At 69.4% G+C, this 17,015-nt stretch carries 14 protein-coding genes; 8 read left to right on the top strand and 6 right to left on the bottom strand.

The window, feature by feature from the left end; all coding sequences use genetic code 11:
• Positions 1-46: 46 nt before the first annotated feature.
• The 4 genes from BM394_RS04520 to sepH all read left to right on the top strand — a co-directional run bounded on the left by BM394_RS04520 (position 47) and on the right by sepH (position 4,017).
• Positions 47-745, top strand: coding sequence for a response regulator transcription factor (locus BM394_RS04520; protein ID WP_092974230.1), 699 nt, complete (start codon positions 47-49; stop codon positions 743-745).
• Positions 745-2,037: a sensor histidine kinase gene (locus BM394_RS04515; protein ID WP_092974227.1), complete on the top strand. Its 1,293-nt coding sequence runs from the start codon at positions 745-747 to the stop codon at positions 2,035-2,037. The genes BM394_RS04520 and BM394_RS04515 overlap by 1 nt, the downstream gene beginning before the upstream one ends.
• A 272-nt stretch (positions 2,038-2,309) precedes the next feature.
• The gene (locus BM394_RS04510) at positions 2,310-2,753 is read left to right on the top strand and encodes a PepSY domain-containing protein (RefSeq protein WP_092974224.1); all 444 of its coding nucleotides are present in this window, start codon (positions 2,310-2,312) and stop codon (positions 2,751-2,753) included.
• A gap of 259 nt (positions 2,754-3,012) precedes the next feature.
• Positions 3,013-4,017, top strand: a complete 1,005-nt coding sequence (gene sepH, locus BM394_RS04505; RefSeq protein ID WP_139235130.1) for a septation protein SepH — start codon at positions 3,013-3,015, stop codon at positions 4,015-4,017.
• A 129-nt stretch (positions 4,018-4,146) separates the two neighbouring features.
• Here sepH and BM394_RS22300 read toward each other — a convergent pair whose 3' ends face one another.
• The 3 genes from BM394_RS22300 to BM394_RS04495 form a co-directional block, all read right to left on the bottom strand.
• Entirely contained in the window at positions 4,147-4,497 is a 351-nt protein-coding gene (locus BM394_RS22300) for a hypothetical protein (RefSeq protein WP_130469037.1), read from the bottom strand.
• Positions 4,498-4,591: 94 nt separating this feature from the next.
• Positions 4,592-5,200, bottom strand: a complete 609-nt coding sequence (locus BM394_RS04500; protein ID WP_092974221.1) for a DUF2537 domain-containing protein — start codon at positions 5,198-5,200, stop codon at positions 4,592-4,594.
• A 94-nt stretch (positions 5,201-5,294) separates the two neighbouring features.
• The gene (locus tag BM394_RS04495; protein ID WP_092927631.1) at positions 5,295-6,101 is read right to left on the bottom strand and encodes a TrmH family RNA methyltransferase; all 807 of its coding nucleotides are present in this window, start codon (positions 6,099-6,101) and stop codon (positions 5,295-5,297) included.
• 210 nt (positions 6,102-6,311) lie between these two features.
• Between BM394_RS04495 and BM394_RS04490 the strand changes: the two genes are divergently transcribed.
• The 3 genes from BM394_RS04490 (at position 6,312) to BM394_RS04480 (ending at position 10,128) form a co-directional block, all read left to right on the top strand.
• Positions 6,312-7,634, top strand: coding sequence for a multidrug effflux MFS transporter (locus tag BM394_RS04490; protein WP_092974219.1), 1,323 nt, complete (start codon positions 6,312-6,314; stop codon positions 7,632-7,634).
• Positions 7,635-7,850: 216 nt separating this feature from the next.
• A complete protein-coding gene (locus BM394_RS04485; protein ID WP_092974216.1) occupies positions 7,851-9,347 on the top strand; it encodes a glutamate-cysteine ligase family protein in 1,497 nt (498 codons plus the stop codon).
• Positions 9,348-9,498: 151 nt separating this feature from the next.
• Positions 9,499-10,128 (top strand): superoxide dismutase, encoded by a 630-nt coding sequence (locus BM394_RS04480; RefSeq protein WP_043575974.1) that lies wholly within the window; start codon positions 9,499-9,501, stop codon positions 10,126-10,128.
• Between the two features lie 602 nt (positions 10,129-10,730).
• On the opposite strand, the gene BM394_RS04475 is transcribed toward BM394_RS04480, so the two are convergent.
• Positions 10,731-12,062 carry an MFS transporter gene (locus tag BM394_RS04475; RefSeq protein ID WP_092974213.1) on the bottom strand — a complete coding sequence of 444 codons (1,332 nt, stop codon included), beginning with the start codon at positions 12,060-12,062 and terminating at the stop codon, positions 10,731-10,733.
• 245 nt (positions 12,063-12,307) lie between these two features.
• Entirely contained in the window at positions 12,308-12,736 is a 429-nt protein-coding gene (locus BM394_RS04470) for a MarR family winged helix-turn-helix transcriptional regulator (RefSeq protein ID WP_092628908.1), read from the bottom strand.
• Positions 12,737-12,929: 193 nt separating this feature from the next.
• On the opposite strand from BM394_RS04470, the gene BM394_RS04465 reads away from it, so the two are divergent.
• On the top strand, positions 12,930-13,232 hold the full coding sequence (locus tag BM394_RS04465) for a DUF2530 domain-containing protein (RefSeq protein ID WP_245779965.1): 303 nt from the start codon (positions 12,930-12,932) through the stop codon (positions 13,230-13,232).
• A gap of 391 nt (positions 13,233-13,623) precedes the next feature.
• On the opposite strand, the gene BM394_RS04460 is transcribed toward BM394_RS04465, so the two are convergent.
• Entirely contained in the window at positions 13,624-16,659 is a 3,036-nt protein-coding gene (locus BM394_RS04460; protein WP_245779964.1) for a sacsin N-terminal ATP-binding-like domain-containing protein, read from the bottom strand.
• Positions 16,660-17,015 lie beyond the last annotated feature (356 nt).

Here is a 17,015-nt window from a genome sequence, read left to right as displayed (position 1 = left end):
GCCCCACTATGCCAAGCCGGGACGACGATCCGGTTACCGTGCAACGGTGGCGCAGGTGCTGCTTGTCGAGGACGATTCGGCTCTTCGCACGTCGTTGAGCAGCGGACTGGGTGAGCGCGGGCACGCGGTCACCTCAGCGATCACCGCGATGGACGCCCTGAACCGGATCGTGGCGCACAAACCCGACATCGTGGTGCTGGACATCGGTCTGCCGGATCTGGACGGCCGGGAGCTGCTGCGGATGCTGCGCGCGGCCAGCCGGGTCCCGGTGATCGTGGCCACCGCGCGCGGGGCCGAGGACGAGATCGTGTCCGTGCTGGACTCGGGAGCCGACGACTACGTCGTCAAACCGTTCGGTGTGGGGCAGTTGGATGCCCGGATCCGCGCGGTGCTGCGCAGAGACGGCGCGGGTCCCGGCAGACCCGAGGTGCTCGTGGTGGGCGGACTGCGGATGGACCCCGCCGCGCGTTCGGCGACCCTGGACGGGACAGCGCTGGATCTCAATCCGAGGGAGTTCGACGTGCTGCACTACCTCGCGGCGCGGGCCGGACAAGTGGTGAGCAAGCGGGAACTGCTCACCGAGGTGTGGCAACTCCCCTACGGGGGCGCGGACAAAACCGTGGACGTGCACGTGTCCTGGTTGCGCCGCAAACTCGGTGAGACCGCGCGTGACGCGCGCTACCTGCACACGGTGCGCGGCGCGGGAGTGCTGCTGACCGCTCCGGACGACGCCGGTGGCCGCTGATGCGCCGACGCATCGCGCTGCTGGTGGCCGCCACCACAACCCTGGTGCTGGTGGCCTTCCTCATGCCGCTGGCCGTTCTGGTGCGGACAGTGGCTTTCGACCGGGCGGTGAACACCGCGACCACCGAGGCGCAGGCCCTGACCTCGGTGGTGGGCACCGCGGACAGGTCCACCCTCGAACTGAGCGTGCAACGTGCCAACGCCCAGGGAAGGTTCCCGCTCACCGTCTTCCTGGCGGACGACACCAGGCTCGGCGCGGAGGCCGCGCGGACCCAGGCCGTGCGGCTGGCGGCCAGGGGGCGCAGCCTGACCGTGGACACCGACGACGGGGTCGCCGTACTGGTCTCGGTGGGCGACTCCTCGGGAGGACGAGCGGTGATCCGCAGCGCGGTCGGTGAGCGGGAGCTGCTGCGCGGGGTGCACCGCGCGTGGCTGCTGCTCGCGGGGCTCGGCGTGGTCCTGCTGGGACTGAGCGTACTGGTCGCGGACCGGTTGGCGCGTTCCCTGGTGCGCCCCACCAAGGAACTCTCCGGGGTTTCCCACCGCCTGGCGAGCGGGGAGCTGAACGCCCGGGCACGGATCGAGTCTCCCCCGGAGATGCGGGAGGTGGCGACGGCGCTGAACCATCTCGCCGGGCGCATCCGCGAGCTGCTGGCGGCCGAGCGGGAGCACGTGGCCGACCTTTCGCACCGGTTGCGCACCCCGCTGATGTCGCTGCGGCTGGACGCGGAGGCGCTGCGGGACCGCTCGGAGTCCGAGCGCATCACCGAGCACGTGGACACGTTGCAGCGAGCGGTCACCCGGATAATCGAGCAAGCGGGCAAACGTGGTTCCGCGAGGGCCGCCCCGCCCGGTTGTGACGCGGTGATCGTCGTCTCCGAGCGGATGGACTTCTGGTCGGTGCTGGCCGAGGACACCGAGCGCGAGATGCGGGTGGAGATCGCACGTGGGCCGTTGCGGGTGGCTGTGGAGGCATCGGAACTGGCCGACTGCGTCGACGCGTTGCTGGGCAATGTTTTCGCCCACACCGAGGAGGGCGTTGGATTCGACGTGCGGCTGTTCGCGGCCGAGGGACTCGTGCGGCTGGTGATCGCGGACGACGGTGCCGGTTTCGGCGAGTCGGAGCTGTCCGCGGATCCGCTGCACCGAGGAGCCAGCGGCAGCGGCTCCAGCGGTCTCGGGCTGGACATCGTGCGACGCGCCGCGGGTGACTCCGGGGGTTCGGTGACACTGGGCAGCGGTGCGCGCGGGGGAGCACGGGTGGTCGTGGACTTCGGCGTGCCCGAGGTGTGAGTCCGTTCCGGGAGAAGTCCTCCCCGTCTGACGGACACCGGCCGACTCATCGTCATTCGGCCCCACGGCGGGGCGTCTGGTCGGGAACAGGCGGTGTTTCGTCGAGAACGCCACCGTGCCCGCCGCGCGGGAACGCCCGTCCGACGACGAACCCGGTCACTTCCTTCTTAACCCGGTTTTAGCGTTCGGGTAGGGACCGCTTAGCTTCCGCGCTGCGACCTTGTACTCCGGCAGCGACAGTCGTCCGGGTTCACCGGGAGAGGAGAACGAAGTTGCCGGGTGTCAAGAAGTCGATCGTGGCGGTGGCGATCGCCGGCGGGGTGCTCGCCCTCGGCGGTACCGCCGCGGCTTTCGGAAGCGGGGGCGAGCGGTGGGGAACCGCCTCGCCGGTGGGAGGTTCCCCGGTGACGCGGGACGTGCCCGCGCCGAGGTACACCGGCCCTGATCGGGACGAGGTCCACACCGGGCCGTGGAACGGCTACCGTGGCCCCTCGCCGAGGGACTGCACGTCGGAGGAACCGGGGATCGACGGCGAACGGGCGCGCAGCACGGCCTTGGAGCGGGTTCCCGGGGCACGGGTGACGGGTGTGGAGCTGGATCGCTGCTACGGCCTCGAGTGGGAGCTGGAGCTTCGGAAGGCGAACACCGAGTACGAGGTCACAGTGGACGCGCACGACGGTGACGTGGTCGGTTACGAGGAGGACCGGGACGACTGAGCGCTCGGGCGTGCCGGGGCATCCGCTTTCCGCGCGGATGCCCCGGCTGCCGTTCGTCGGGAGGCGCGACAGGACTCGACGTGAAATCCGCGACAGAACTCGATGTGGAATCAAGGTATTTCCACGGATGCGACGGGGTACACCCGTTCGGCAGGATCATCGTTACGACACTCGGCGCGTCCGTCCCACGGAGACCCCCCGCCGAGTTATCGTTATAGCTTGGTGATCTAAAATCAGTGGGAGGCGCGGGGAGGCACTTATGCGAGCGCTGCGAGTGGTCGGGCTCGAAGAGGACGGCGAGACCGTCGTGTGTGAGGATCCCGACAACGGCGAACGCTTCGCGGTGCCTGCCGACGAGCGACTCCGCGCCGCGGCCCGCGGTGACCTCACCCGTCTCGGGCAGGTACAGATCGAGCTGGAAGCCCAGATGCGGCCGCGCGAGATCCAGACGCGGGTTCGTGCGGGCGCTTCCGTCGAGGAAGTCGCCGCTGAGGCCGGCATTCCGCAGCAACGCGTGGAGCGCTACGCCTACCCGGTATTACTGGAACGGGCCCAGGTCGCCGAGAAGGCCCAGCAGGCACATCCGATCCGCGAGGACGGGCCGGACGTACAGACACTCGGCGAGATCATCTCGCAGACCTTCGGGATGCGGGGGCAGGACTACGGCGAGACCAGCTGGGACGCCTGGCGCGGCGAGGACAGCAAGTGGGTGGTCACGCTGCGCTGGCAGGCCGGCCGCACGGAGAACACCGCGCACTGGACGTTCCACCCCGGCGCGCAGGGGGGCACGATCGCCGCGCTCGACGAGGACGCGCTCGATCTGCTCGATCCCACTCCGAACCGGCCACTGCGCACGGTACGTCCGGTCACCGAGCTCGCCAGGGAAGCACTCGAGCTGGACCACTCGGACGAGGAGGAGGTTCATTCCGGCGATCGGGAGACCACCACTCCGCTGCTGGGAGGAGCGCCCGAGCAGAACAACCCCGACCTCTCCGAGAGTTCCGTCGGAACCGCCCACATCCCCGCCATGACAGCGGGGACGCTACTCGGCTCGACCTCGCAGTCGAACGATGCCGAGTTCGGAAACGCGATCCAGGACTCCGAGGCCGAACAACCCCTGGAAGGGTCGGACAACGAGGCCGAACACGTGGCGACGGACCGGGAGGACATCGAGGACGACGCGGGTACCGGGGAGGGGCGCAAGAATCACCCGATCGTCCCCTCCTGGGAGGACGTGCTGCTCGGCGTGCGGTCGAACCGGTGACCGACGGCGAGACCGCGACCGGCGGCCGACGTGCGACGAGTTCGGCGCGTCGAACCGGCCGGGCTCGGGCGGGCGGCTACGGGGGCAGCGATACCGGGGTCAGCGATACCGGATTCGGGGGCGCCGGGTTCAGGGGCGGGAGGAGTCCTGTTCCGGACTCTGCTGCTCGTCACCGGAGTCCCCACCTCTCGATTCGAGGTGTCGTTGCCAGATGCGGTCCCGCACTCCCGGCAGCGATCTGCCGATGAACCTACCGCGGGGGCGTCCGCCACCGGGGGAAACACCGTCCCCTGTGGACTTTCCGCCGCCGGTGTCCGGGGAGAGCGCCCTCGCCACGAATCCTCCCGCGATGGAGACCGCGCCGATCGTCCCCGCTATCCACGCGACGTAGTCCATCGTGAGCAGCACTGCCCCGGCGAACAGGGCCACTAGGATCGACAAGAGGCCGATCAGGAACAACACGCGCGCGGACGGTGACATGCCCTCGATTGTGCCCAACGGCCCAACGCGGAACCATGCTGACCGGGCCGAACATTCGTTCCCCCGGATGGTGTAGGACTCGGGGAGGCCCGGCTCACCCCAGCAGACTCAGCGGCAGGATCACCCAGGAAGCGGCGACACCGAGTGCCACTCCGAAGGCCACCCAGCGCCAGGTGGGTACGGCGCGTCCGAGCCAGACCGACGGGGCGAATCCGCCCGCCACAGCGAGATTGACCACCACACCGAGCAGCGGGTTCACCTCGGCCAGCCCCAGCGAAACCACCACCAGCACCACGGAGACCAGCACCGCGAGGATGACACTGACCGTCACGCCGGTGGGCCGGGCCGTGCGGTCGAACACTTCTGTCCGCGGGTCCGACCCCGCGACAAGCCGCTGTCCGACGGGTGCGGGCAGCGTGCTCGGCTCACCGGTCAGCGGATCGTGGTAACGAACGGCACGCTCGCACTCCCCCGCCGTGCGGCCCGCGAGCAGCCGGCCGCGACGTGCCACCGCGCGCGACGCCCGCCCGTCGAGGGGATCCCCCCGGCTGATTCGCTCCACGACCTCGGCCCATTCGTACAGCGCCGCGCAGAGCTCGGGGGAAAGCCCCACGTGCTCCGGCTTCAGACCGAGCGACCCGTCCGCCTCGACGAACAGGGGCCGCCCTCGGGCGACCCGGAGTTCCATGGTTTCCCCCACCATCGCGACGTCCCCCTACTGAGATCTTCCACCGGGACGATGTTCTCCGGCACAGTCGGGCCCGAAGATCACCCCGTGGCCCGCGGAGGCGGCGGCCTCACGAGTCGGAGCGCATGGCGTGGAACACGATCGCGGCCGAGGCCGCGACGTTCAGCGAATCCACCTCACGAGACATCGGGATACCGACGGTGAGATCGGACGAGCGCAGTGCCTCCTCGCTCAGCCCGGGCCCCTCCGAACCCATCAGCACGGCCACCTTGCCCTCGGAGAGACCCGCTCGTCCCACCGGAACGGCATCGGGACGGGGGGCCAGCGCGGCCACCCGGAAACCGTTGGCACCGAGGCGCTCCAGGTCGCCGGGCCAGTCCGTGAGTCTGGCGAACGGCACACGCAGCACGTGCCCCATCGAGACCCGGACGCTGCGGCGATAGAGCGGATCGGAACAGCCGCGCCCCAACAGCACCCCGTCGAGGCCGAGCCCGGCGGCGTTGCGGAACATGGCTCCGAGGTTCTCGTGATCGACTACCCCTTCGAGCACGGCCAGCTTGCTGGAACGGCGAATCAGCTCGGCCGGATCGGGTTCGGGAGCGCGGTCCGCCACCGCGAGAACTCCGCGGTTGAGGTGAAAGCCCACGATCCCGGCCAGCGTGTCCGGCTCGACGATGTAGGCGGGGACGTCGAGCTCGCGCAGCAGCGGTTCGAGGGTGTTTATCCGTTTGCGTTCACCGAGCAGTCCCCGAATGGGGTAGGGCGAGGCGAGCAGCCGCTCCACCACCAGCCTGCCCTCGCCGATCACGAGTCCGCGCCCACCGGGGCGATCGGGACGACGATCGGCGGTAGTCAGATCGCGGAAGTCGTCGACCGCGGGGTCCTCCGCATCGGTTACTTCGATCAGCCTGGCCACACTTCGTATCCTCGCATCAGGGGATGTGACCTTCGACGACGACCGTGTTCGTGGCCGTTGTGTTCGTGGCCGGTGCCGATCGACCCCGCCACGGGGGAACGAGGGCCGTGACCGGACTCACTTAGCGATGCGAACGAGATGGGCATAACCAACCGCCTTCACACGTTCGTGGTTGACGGGTGTGAGTTCCCTATCACGGAAGGCCGGCCCATGAGTGACCCGCGACCGAGTGACGCTTCACCGAGCGGCACCGGGCAGGAGAACAGCCACCGCGACGGAGAAACGCACCACCCCGAGACCGCTGCCGCGCCCGGCACCGACAACTCCGGGCCGCACCGCAAGGCGAAGTTCGCCCTCATCCTCGGGGGACTGACCGCGTTCGGTCCGTTGACCATCGACATGTACCTCCCCGCCCTGCCGGAGCTGACCAGGGAGCTGGGTGCCACCTCCGCGCAGGGCCAACTCACGCTGACCGCCGTGCTGCTCGGGCTGGCCTTCGGGCAACTGGTCGCGGGAACGCTCAGCGACTCGGTCGGCAGGCGCAAGCCACTGCTGGTCGGGCTGGGCGTGTACTTCGCCACCTCCGTGCTGTGCGCGCTCTCCGGGGACGTCTACGCACTGACCGCGTTGCGGTTCCTGCAGGGGTTCGGCGCGGCCGCGGGAATGGTCATCGCCCGCGCCTCGGTACGCGACCTCTACTCCGGAGTGGAGGCGTCCCGGTTCTTCTCGTCACTGATGCTGGTCACCGGCTTGGCTCCCATTCTGGCACCGGTCATCGGCGGCCAGGTCCTCAACTTCACCAACTGGCGCGGGGTATTCGTGGTGCTGGCGTCCTTCTCGGTGATGCTGTTCCTGGTGACGGTACTGGCACTACCGGAGACCAAACCGAGGCGATGGCGTCAACCGCTGCGACCCGGTTCCACCGCGCGCATCTTCGGCGGACTGCTGAGCAGCCCCTCGTTCCTGGGCAACGCACTGGCGGCGGGACTGGCCATGGCCGCGATGTTCGCCTACATCAGCGGTTCCTCGTACGTGCTGCAGGACATCTACGGACTCTCCCCGCAGGCGTACAGCCTCGCGTTCGGCAGCAACGCCCTGGGCCTGGTCGCGGGCGGACAGATCAACGCACGGCTCGTCGGCAGGATCGCGACCGAGTCCCGGCTGCTGCTCTGCGCGCTGAGCGCGGCAGCGGTGGCCGGGTTGCTGCTGGTGGTCACCGTGTCGGTGGGGCTGGCACTGCCGTTCCTGCTCGTGGCACTGTTCGTGATGATCTCCAGTCTCGGCTTCGTGATGCCCAACACGACGATGCTCGTGCTCGCCGAACGCCAGGAGGTCTCCGGAAGCGCCTCGGCACTGCTCGGAGTCCTGCAATTCGTGGTGGGGGCGTTGGCGGCCCCGCTGGTGGGGCTCGGCGGAGTCGGATCGGCGCTGCCCATGGCACTGGTGATGTTCGGCGTGGTGCTCGCCTCGCTGACGGTGCACCTGGCCCTGGGCAGACGGAGCACGGGTACGGCGGCACCCGTCGCGGGCTGAACGGCCGAAGTCCCGCGCTCGGCCCCGACGAGGCACTCGCTTCTAACCCCGGGCACGCGTGAACACACAGCGTTTCCACGCCTCTCCCTCGTTCGTCAGATCGTGCCACCATTTTGGCCGCTGGCATGGGCGGTCACCGGTGTGCCACTGTGAAATCCGGCGCTGACCAGCACGGAAGCTGCCGATGTGCACACCGTTGGATCGGGGTGACGCGGCATGGGAAAGCAGAACGTAATCAGTCGGGCGTTCAGACCGGGCGATCGGCAGCGATACCGGGACAAGATGCAGCGCGGTCTGGACGCGCTGGCCCGGATGCTGGCTGAGGGCAACTTCTCCTTCCCCCACCAGCAGATGGGGCTGGAGATGGAACTGAGCTTGGTGGACGAGGGGATGAACCCCTCGATGTCCAACGCCGAAGTACTGGAGAAGATCGACGACCCCTCGTACACGACCGAGCTGGGGCAACACAACCTGGAGCTCAACGTCCGCCCGCGAGCGCTGGCGGGCCAGGGAGCCCTCGAACTGGAGGACGAGCTGCGCGCCTCGCTGTCGAACGCCGACAGCAAGGCACAGGACATCGGGGCCAAACTCGTCATGATCGGAACGCTGCCGACGCTGCGGAGCTCCCACTTCGATCCGCGTTGGCTGTCGCACCCCGCGCGCTACGGCCTGCTCAACCAGCAGATCTGCGCGGCACGCGGCGAGGAGATACTGCTGCACATGTCGGGCACCCCGCTCGGCGATCAGGAACAGGAGCGGTTGCGCTCGCACGCGGAGTCGATCCTGCCCTCCTCCGCCTGCACTTCGGCACAGCTGCACCTGCAGGTCGCTCCGGAGGACTTCGCCGCGCACTGGAACGCGGCGCAGTGCCTGGCCGGGGTGCAGGTGGCCGTCGGGGCGAACTCACCGTTCCTACTGGGCAAAGCGCTCTGGCAGGAGACGCGTGTCCCGCTGTTCCAACAGGCCACCGACAGCAGGCCCGAGGAGCTGAAGAACCAGGGGGTGCGTCCCCGCGTGTGGTTCGGGGACCGCTGGATCACCTCCATCTTCGACCTGTTCGAGGAGAACGTGCGCTACTTCCCCTCGCTGATGCCGGAGCCGGAGGAAGAGGACCCGGTGGCCGCGTTGAACTCCGGACGAGCCCCGACGCTTTCGGAACTGCGGCTGCACAACGGCACGATCTGGCGCTGGAACCGGCCGGTGTACGACCTCGTGGACGGGGTTCCGCACCTGCGGGTGGAGAACCGGGTGCTCCCCGCGGGACCGACGGTGGCCGACATGCTGGCCAACGCCGCGTTCTTCTACGGCGCACAGCGCGCACTGGCCGAACAGGACAGGCCGCTGTGGACACAGATGTCGTTCGCCGCGGCGGAGGAGAACTTCTACAGCGGAGCCCGTTACGGGATGAACACCCGACTGTACTGGCCCGGCATGGGATGGGTTCCCGCCGACGAACTGGTACTGCGCAAGCTGCTCCCGATGGCCCACGAGGGTCTGGAGGCGTGCGGGGTCTCGGCAACGGCCAGGCAACGCCACCTCGGTGTGCTGGAACAGCGCTGCAAGGCCCGGCAGACCGGCGCCGACTGGCAACGGGAGACGGTGCTGCGGCTGCAGCGCAGCCGTGACCGACAGCCCGCTCTGGTGGAGATGCTGCGCCGCTACATCGAACTGGGTGACAGCGGCGAACCGGCGCACACCTGGCCGGTGGAATGAGCTCACACCGGTGGGGCCCGGGAGCGGGCCGGGCCCCACCGGGCTCCGCCCCGTACTACCCACCCGAGTCGAGCGCGCCGAAACTGTTGCTAGTAGTTTGCAACTGCGACAGACTTGCTACCGAAACCCCATTGCGAAAGGGAGACGGTCAATGGCGCAGTACGTGCTGCCCGAGCTGGACTACGACTACTCGGCGCTCGAACCCGCGATCGCCGGTGAGATCAACGAGTTGCACCACAGCAAACATCACGCGGCTTACGTCAAGGGAGCCAACGACACGATCGAGAAGATCGCCGAGGCGCGTGAGAAGGGGGACTTCTCGTCGATCGTCGGGTTGGAGACCACACTGGCGTTCAACCTCGCGGGTCACTCGCTGCACCTCGTGTGGTGGAAGATCCTGAGCCCGGACGGCGGCGACAAGCCGACCGGCGAGCTCGCGGCGGCCATCGACCAGGACTTCGGTTCCTTCGACAACTTCCGTGCCCAGATGGAGGCCGTCTCCACCACGATCCAGGGCAACGGATGGGGCGTGCTCGCGTGGGACCCGGTCGGACAGCGACTGATCACGCAGCAGCTGCGCGATCACCACTCCAACCTGTCGATCGCCACCACCCCGCTGCTGGTGTTCGACATCTGGGAGCACGCCTACTACCTGCAGTACAAGAACGTGAAGGCCGACTACGTCAAGCAGCTCTGGAACGTGGTCAACTGGGACGAGGTCTCCCGGCGGTTCGCCGACGCGCGGGCCGGCTACAACGGGCTGCGGCTGCCGCAGTCCTGAACCGCCTCTCCCGGACTTGTCCGCACGGGACGGGCGTTTCCGCACGAGGCGGGGTTCGAAGGACTCGCGGACCCGGGCGCGAGTCCCCGCGGCTCCGGCAGTGAATGCTCCGACAAGCCGAACTGCCGGAACTCGGGTTTCCCTCCCCCGGGAGGGAAACCCGAGTTTTTCTCCGACCGGGGGCGGGGTGCTCTGCTGGGGGTGGTTCCGCGGCGGGAGTTCGCCACCGCGCCGAAGCGGCCCGGCGATTTCGCGAGAAATTGACGGAGCCGGGGCCACACCGCCGCATTGGCGCGGCGATTTCGCGCGAAATTTCCACCCCTGAGACTGCCGTCGGGAAGTGGCCGTGAACGAGGCATCGGGATCGTCCCCGGTGCGTGAGTCGGATGCATCGCGAGTCCGGGCCGCTCGCCGCGTAGGTCGCTACTCAAGAGCCGGCCCAACGCGGCAAGGCGCCGACTCACGTGACGGCTACGCAACCACCCAATCGGGACACCCCACACTCAAGTGCCGATGAGAAAGCCCCGGCCCGTGGGGCCGGGGCTTCTCGGTCCCCGAACTGACTGCCGCTCCCACCACGAAGCGACATCATTTAGGTTAGCCTAACCTGCTTCTCTCGGCAACCCCGGCGAGCCGCTCTCCCGTTCCGAACTCCGTGCCAACACGACGGCACCCACCAGGCTCGCCAGCACCACGCCGATGCCGCCGAGCAACAACGGCGCCCTGCCGTTGAAGATCTCCGCCAACCAACCGGAGAGCAGTCCGCCGACCGGCCTGCCACCGAGGAACAGCATCATGTACAGCCCCATGACCCTGCCCCGCATCTCCGGCTCCACGGAAAGCTGCACAGTGGAGTTGGCCGCCGTGGTACAGGTCATCACGGCGATCCCGACGGGGATCAGCGCAACCGCGAAGCTGCGGTAGGAGGGCATCAGCGAGGCCGCCGCCTCGAGGGCGCCGAACGCGGCGGCACCACCGAAGACCAGCCGCAACCGAGGCCGACCACCGGCCCGACGCGCCGCCAGCGAGGCGCCGCTGAGCGTGCCCACCGCCAGTGCGGTGATCAGCAACCCGTATCCGGCGGCGTCCCGGTCGAACACGTTGCGCGCGATCACCGCGAAGGCGTTCTCGAAGTTCATCCCGAACGTGCTCACACAGCAGACCAGCGCCAGAACCACGATCAGCCGCGGACTCCGCGATACGTAACGCAGTCCCGCCAGGAGCCTGCCGCTCTCCTCCGTGGCTCCCGATGTCCGGTGCAGCCTGCTCGGATCCATCAGCAACAGGCCGAGCACCACGGCGCCCGTGCTCAACCCGTTGACCAAGAAGACCGGCCCCGTACCGATCAGGGTTATCAGCACACCGGCGATCGCGGGACCGACGATGCGGGCGAGGTTGAAGGTCATCGAGTTGAGGGCGACCGCGTTGGGCAGTTCTCGGGCCCCGACCATCTCGACCACGAAGGATTGCCGCACCGGGGCGTCGACGGCCGAGAAGCACCCCAGCCCCAGGGCCAGTGCGTAGACGTGCCAGAGTTCGACCACACCGCCGACGTCGAGCAACCCCAGTGCCACGCCGCACAACCCCATTCCGCTCTGCACCGCGATCAGCAGCCGACGCTTGTCGACCCGGTCGGCGATGACTCCGGCGTAGAGCGTGAACAACAGGGTCGGCAGGAACTGCAACGCGACCGCCACTCCCAGTGCGGCCGGCGATCCGTCGGAGAGTTCGAGTACGAGCCAGTCCTGCGCGGCGCGCTGCATCCAGGTGCCGGTCAGCGAGACGACCTGCCCGGAGGCGTAGTAGCGGTAGTTGCGTTCCCGCAGCGAACGAAACATCCCGCCGCGCGCCCGCCCACCAGTGGATTCATCCGATGCCGCTGACCGACTGTCTCGCTCCGGCCTGTCGGACTCCTGCTGGGCGGGTTTGGACATCTGCTGCGGTCAACCGTTCGGTTCGTCGGGGGTATCGCTGGTCGGGGCGCTCCGTGCCGGCCCACCGGGGGCTCGGTAGACGGAGCCTCCCGCCGGATCGCTCGCCGCGGCGGGCACACCGAGTGCGGACTACGTCGGGACGAGCACCGTCCACGGGAGCGAGTACGGGATGACCGCGGCGCTGGTCGTGTCGGCGCCGGGCAGGCCGAGAATTCCGCTCCCCCGGCAACCACGGCGGGGAGGCGTCATCGGGCCATCCGCTCGAGGATGCGCGCCGCGCTGGAGAGCGTGTCGCGTTCCTGGTCCGTGAGTTCCGCCAGACGCAGATCGAGCCACTGCTCCCGCACGGAGACCTCCTGCTCCATGCGCTGGTTGCCCGCCTCGGTCAGCTCCACGATGGCCTGGCGACCGTCGGTGGGGTGCTGACGTCGGTACACGAGACCGAGATCCTCCAGCGCGGCGATGACCCTGGTCATGGAAGGAGGCTGCACCCCCTCGTGGGCGGCCAGCTCCCTGGGTGCCAGCGGCCCGTTCCGCCACAGGCAGGCCAGCGCCGACATCTGGGAGAGCGTAACGCTGGATTCGGTCTGCGCACGCAACCGGCGGTTCAGGCGAACGATGGCGATACGCAGTCTGCTCGCCAGAGTGCGCTCGCGTTCAGCCGTTTCAGACACCTCGTTAGTCTAGCAAAATAACGGACAATTCCGCCGCGACGCGGCAGTCACAGGACGGCGCGGGTAAGCTGGCGACTCCCGCGTACCCCGTCGGCCGCGTCGCGTCCCTCGACTCGTGGACGGAGCACGCACGCGAGCTCCCGGCGAAAGCGTCTCGCCCCGAACGAATCCCGATCGAAGGGAGAGGACGACCGTGGCAGCGGATGACAACGACGCTCCCACCGGACCGCCACAGATGCGCCCGGTCCCTCCGCTGCCGGCCAAACTCGCCGGCCCGACTCCGGTCGTGATCACCGGTACGCTGTGCTGGCTGGTGGCCGCCGTGGTGTTCGGCATGCTCGGCTGGACGAGTTCGGGGGTCGACGTACGGTTCTGGACCTGTGTGACCGGTGGTGCGCTGGGAGTGCTCGGCTACTGTGTCTTTCACTGGCAGCGTTCGGCATCGCGGCGCGGGTCCCGCGGTTCCTGGCAGGGACTCGCCGGACTCGACGGCTGACATCTCAACAGACCTTTGTCGACCAGGCTTTCGCTGCTCTCACTTGGCGGAACCTCTGGCACGGCTCTCGCTCCGGGAGGCCCGACATCGGGTAGCGACCTACACAACGTCGGGCCTTCCTCGCGAGAGCCGCACCGGAGAACCCGCGGCGGCGCCGGCTGCCAGGGTGGTCGGAGTGCGGCCTGCGAGCATGGCGGGAGCTCGGCACCGTGTCGAAGCGGCCCGGCCTCGCGATGCATCCGACTCACGCACCGGGGGTACCTCCGCTGCTTAACCGCATGGTCGCTTCCCGACGGCGGCCTCGGGAGCGGAAATTTCGCGAGAAATCGACGCCGCCCCGAAGGTGAGCCGCTCCGCAACCGAGCGGCGGCAACCGCACCGGGCGGGTACCTCAGCGGAGCAGCGTGGTGGCGTCCGGGTCGGCCAGCAGCGCCGCCAGGGTGAACCGGTCCTGCCAACGATCGACCGCCCAGGCCAGCGCCCGGGCCAATCCGTCCGAGCTCCGCTCGCTGTAGATCGCACCGGCGTTGTCGACCCACCAGTGCACCCGGTGCTCCCCTTCCGAGGTACGCACCCGCAGGCCGTCCCGCAGTTCGACCTCGCCGTGGGGCACGGGCACCCCGAGCAGTTCGCAAGCGCCCGGCACCCTGGCCACGTCCTGCCAGGACTGCGTGACGCCCTGCCCGAGTATCTCGACCACCCCCTGCTCGGAAGCCAGCGGAAGATCGAGCAACTCGGCGAGCGACTCGGCGTCGAACTCGTGCGAGTTTCCGCCCGCCACCACCAGAGCCGGTTCGAAGACCCCCAGCAACCACGGCTCGTCCAGCACCACCGCGCGATCGGCGGAGACCACCGCCGAGCTGACCGACCGCACCGCTCGTGGCGGGTCGACCTCGCCCGGATCGATCCGGTCGCAGGCCACCGCCTCCGCCAACGCGCGGTGGGCACCCAGCGTCAGTCCCGCGCGCACCCCGCGTTCCGGATCAGCGAGTCGCGCCACCAGCTCGGCGGCATCCGCCGTGTCGTGCACCGTCAGTTCGGCACGTACCCCCACGAGCCGCAGGGTTCGTTCGTCCACACCGACATCGGGCACCGGGTCGTAGAGTCCCGCGAGCTGTTCGGCGTCCGCGAGCCGCCATTGCCTCGGGGAACGCCCACCCAGCACGGCGAACCGGGCTATCCACCAGGGGGTGTAGCCGTCGGGCTCGCGCAGGGCGCGGGCGGTTTCGGGGTCGGCGGTGAGCAGCCGCAGCGCCGCGGGCCAGGAATCCTCGGCGACCAGATCCAGGTCCCGCACTCCGACGAACCGGTGGGGCGGCCACTCGTCGCCGCGCAGGCGTTCCGACTCTCGCCACCAGACCTCGGCGTCGGCCACTCCCTCGTGGGGTGAGGTGGGTTCCTCCTCGACCAGCACGGCGAACGAGTCCAGCACCCCGACGGAACGGAGCCGCTCGGCCGAGCACCGCTCGACCACGTGCCCCGCGACGGTCTGCAACGGCGCGTCGGGGCCGACGGCGTGCGGATCGAGCACTTCCAGCAGTGCCGCGTCCGGCAACAACAGCTCGTCGGCACGGCGTACCTCACCGTCGGAGTCCGGCAACGCCAACGCACCCAGCCAGTCGCGGTGGCCCGTCTCACCCACCAGCCGAAGCACCGGCTCGGCCAGCCGCATGGGATCGGCTCCGGCCCGTGCGTCGGCCACGCTGTTGTGCACCGCCTCGACCAGTGCGGGCGCGTCCAGCAGTTCGGAAGCCCCCGCGTGGTGCGCGCCGAGACGTTCCAGCAGCGGATGCACCGCCTCGGCCGCCGCGATCCGCAGCCCGGTCACGTCCAGTTCGGCCAGTGCCGCCACGGCTTCCTCCGCACCGTCGCCGGGCAGCAGCAGGTCCCGCACTCCGGTCACGGTTCGACCGTCGGCCAGCGGAACCGGCAGCGCGGTGAGCTCCTCGCGGGCCGTGCGGTCGGCACGCTCGATCGGCAGCAACGCCTCGTACAACCGCCGCCACCATGCCGCGGGCCTGTCGAGCCCGGTCACGGCTTCGACGACCTCGGCCGCTCCCATGCGGTGCACTCCCAGGGAACGCAGCGCGGTGGCGTGCGGGGACTCCGAAAGGTCCGCTCTGAGCAGGCCCGGCACCACTTCGGCGAGCAGTTCGACCAGTTCGGGGGCGAACGGGTCCAACACGGTCGCGCGGTGGGGCGCGATCATCGAACCGTCGGCGGCGGGCAACCAGTCGGCCTCGGTCAGCCGCTCGACGACGTCGCGGCGCAACCGTTCGTCGGTGTCCGACAGCGGAAATCCGGGTTCCGGGACCAGCGCGGACCGTTCGAGCGGTTCCAACCGCGAGAGCAGCAGCGGGTAGGCAGCGGCGGCCCGCTCCAGCACCACCCTCGTGGCGGGTGACTCCGATACCCGCCTGCGGTCCGGCTCCACGGGTACGCCCGCCAACAACCGGGCGGGCAGCGAGAGCCGTTCCTCGGTTGGGGTGGGTGCGTGCAGCACGTCGCCGCGCGACGGCAGCACGGTACCGTCACCGGCCAGCTCCACCGCCCAGCAGATCCACCAACGCGAGTGCTCGCGCTGCTCCACCCCTATGCCGCTGAGCGTGGACTCCGGCCACTCCCCGGTCGCGCGTTCGACCAGCCAGTTCCGGGTGGTTTCGGGGGTGTGCACCACTACCCCGTCGTCGGTGGAATCCGTGCGGGACCAGTGCCGGTCACCGATGTCGACGTGGTGCAGGGCGGGCAGCGCCAGCAGCAGGTCCACCACCTGCTCCGCCATGTCGTCCAGCAGTTTCTCGCCATCGATGTCGGAGCGCAACGGCAGCACGACTTCGGTGTCGAACCCTTCGGGGGGCCGCTCGTCGGTCGGCCAACCGAGCCGCAGGACCGGCACCTGACCGCCGCGGGAGGCCAGTTCCGTCACGGCGGCGGGCGTCTCCGAACTCGACTCGGCCAACGCCGCCACCTCGTCACGGGTCCGGGCGGCCGAGAACTCCACACCACCCGCGGCCGTGGCCAGCCTGGGGGCGTCGGTGACAGCCAGCACCGCCGCGAAGCCCACACCGAACCTGCCGACGGACGGTTCGGCACGTTTGGGTGAGGCGCGCAACGCCGTCAGTCCCGAGACGCCCGTCCCGTCGAGCGGCTTCCCGGTGTTGGCCACCCGGAGCTCGCCGTCGACGAGCCGGACCGACAACCGTCCGGTCGTCCCGGCCGCGCGTGCCGCGTCCGAGGCGTTCTGGGCGAGTTCGACCAGCAGCCGGTCCCGGTAGCCGCCCAGCCGGAGGTCCTCCTCCGCGTTGGCGTCCTCCCGGAACCGGGTGGGCGAGCCGCGCCAGGCATCCAGCACGGCGGCGCGCAACGCCGCCGTGCCGAACGGATCGGACGAGTCGTCCGTGGCCACGTTGTCCGCTGAATCGCTCAACTTCGTCCTCTTGAACAGGCCGCTTTACCGGGCTTTTCCCGGGGTGTCACTGTATCCTGCGAGGACACCCGCTCACCGGACGGCGATCAGGGGCTCGGACGAGGCCACCGCGACGAGCGGTTCCGCCGAGCACGTTCGACGAGCGCCACGATCGAACCGGCACGAGCGGAGTGACCGGTCCGCACGGCGGTTCGGGACGGCCGCGGCGGCTTCCGCGCGACCTCGCCGAGGCGCTCACCGGACGGAACCACCGCGAGCCGATGCCGCTCGGACGAATCCGGGCGCCCCACGTCGAGGCGGGGAGTCACTGCGGCAGCACGCGCGGGAGAAGCGGCCAGGAGCGGAAGCGCGGTTCG

It is taken from the genome of Actinopolyspora lacussalsi subsp. righensis (assembly GCF_900116555.1).
GTDB classification, from domain to species: Bacteria; Actinomycetota; Actinomycetes; order Mycobacteriales; family Pseudonocardiaceae; genus Actinopolyspora; species Actinopolyspora lacussalsi.
Note: the sequence above shows the minus strand (reverse complement) of the source record. Positions and strands in the feature narration are given on the sequence as shown.

What these genes read in the sequence shown, in the direction of transcription:
- BM394_RS04515 (WP_092974227.1), top strand. Translation starts at nt 745, where the DNA reads ATGCGCCGACGCATCGCGCTGCTGGTGGCCGCCACCACAACCCTGGTG.
- sepH (WP_139235130.1), top strand. Translation starts at nt 3,013, where the DNA reads ATGCGAGCGCTGCGAGTGGTCGGGCTCGAAGAGGACGGCGAGACCGTC.
- BM394_RS22300 (WP_130469037.1), bottom strand. Translation starts at nt 4,497, where the DNA reads ATGTCACCGTCCGCGCGCGTGTTGTTCCTGATCGGCCTCTTGTCGATC.
- BM394_RS04500 (WP_092974221.1), bottom strand. Translation starts at nt 5,200, where the DNA reads ATGGTGGGGGAAACCATGGAACTCCGGGTCGCCCGAGGGCGGCCCCTG.
- BM394_RS04490 (WP_092974219.1), top strand. Translation starts at nt 6,312, where the DNA reads ATGAGTGACCCGCGACCGAGTGACGCTTCACCGAGCGGCACCGGGCAG.
- BM394_RS04485 (WP_092974216.1), top strand. Translation starts at nt 7,851, where the DNA reads ATGGGAAAGCAGAACGTAATCAGTCGGGCGTTCAGACCGGGCGATCGG.
- BM394_RS04480 (WP_043575974.1), top strand. Translation starts at nt 9,499, where the DNA reads ATGGCGCAGTACGTGCTGCCCGAGCTGGACTACGACTACTCGGCGCTC.
- BM394_RS04475 (WP_092974213.1), bottom strand. Translation starts at nt 12,062, where the DNA reads ATGTCCAAACCCGCCCAGCAGGAGTCCGACAGGCCGGAGCGAGACAGT.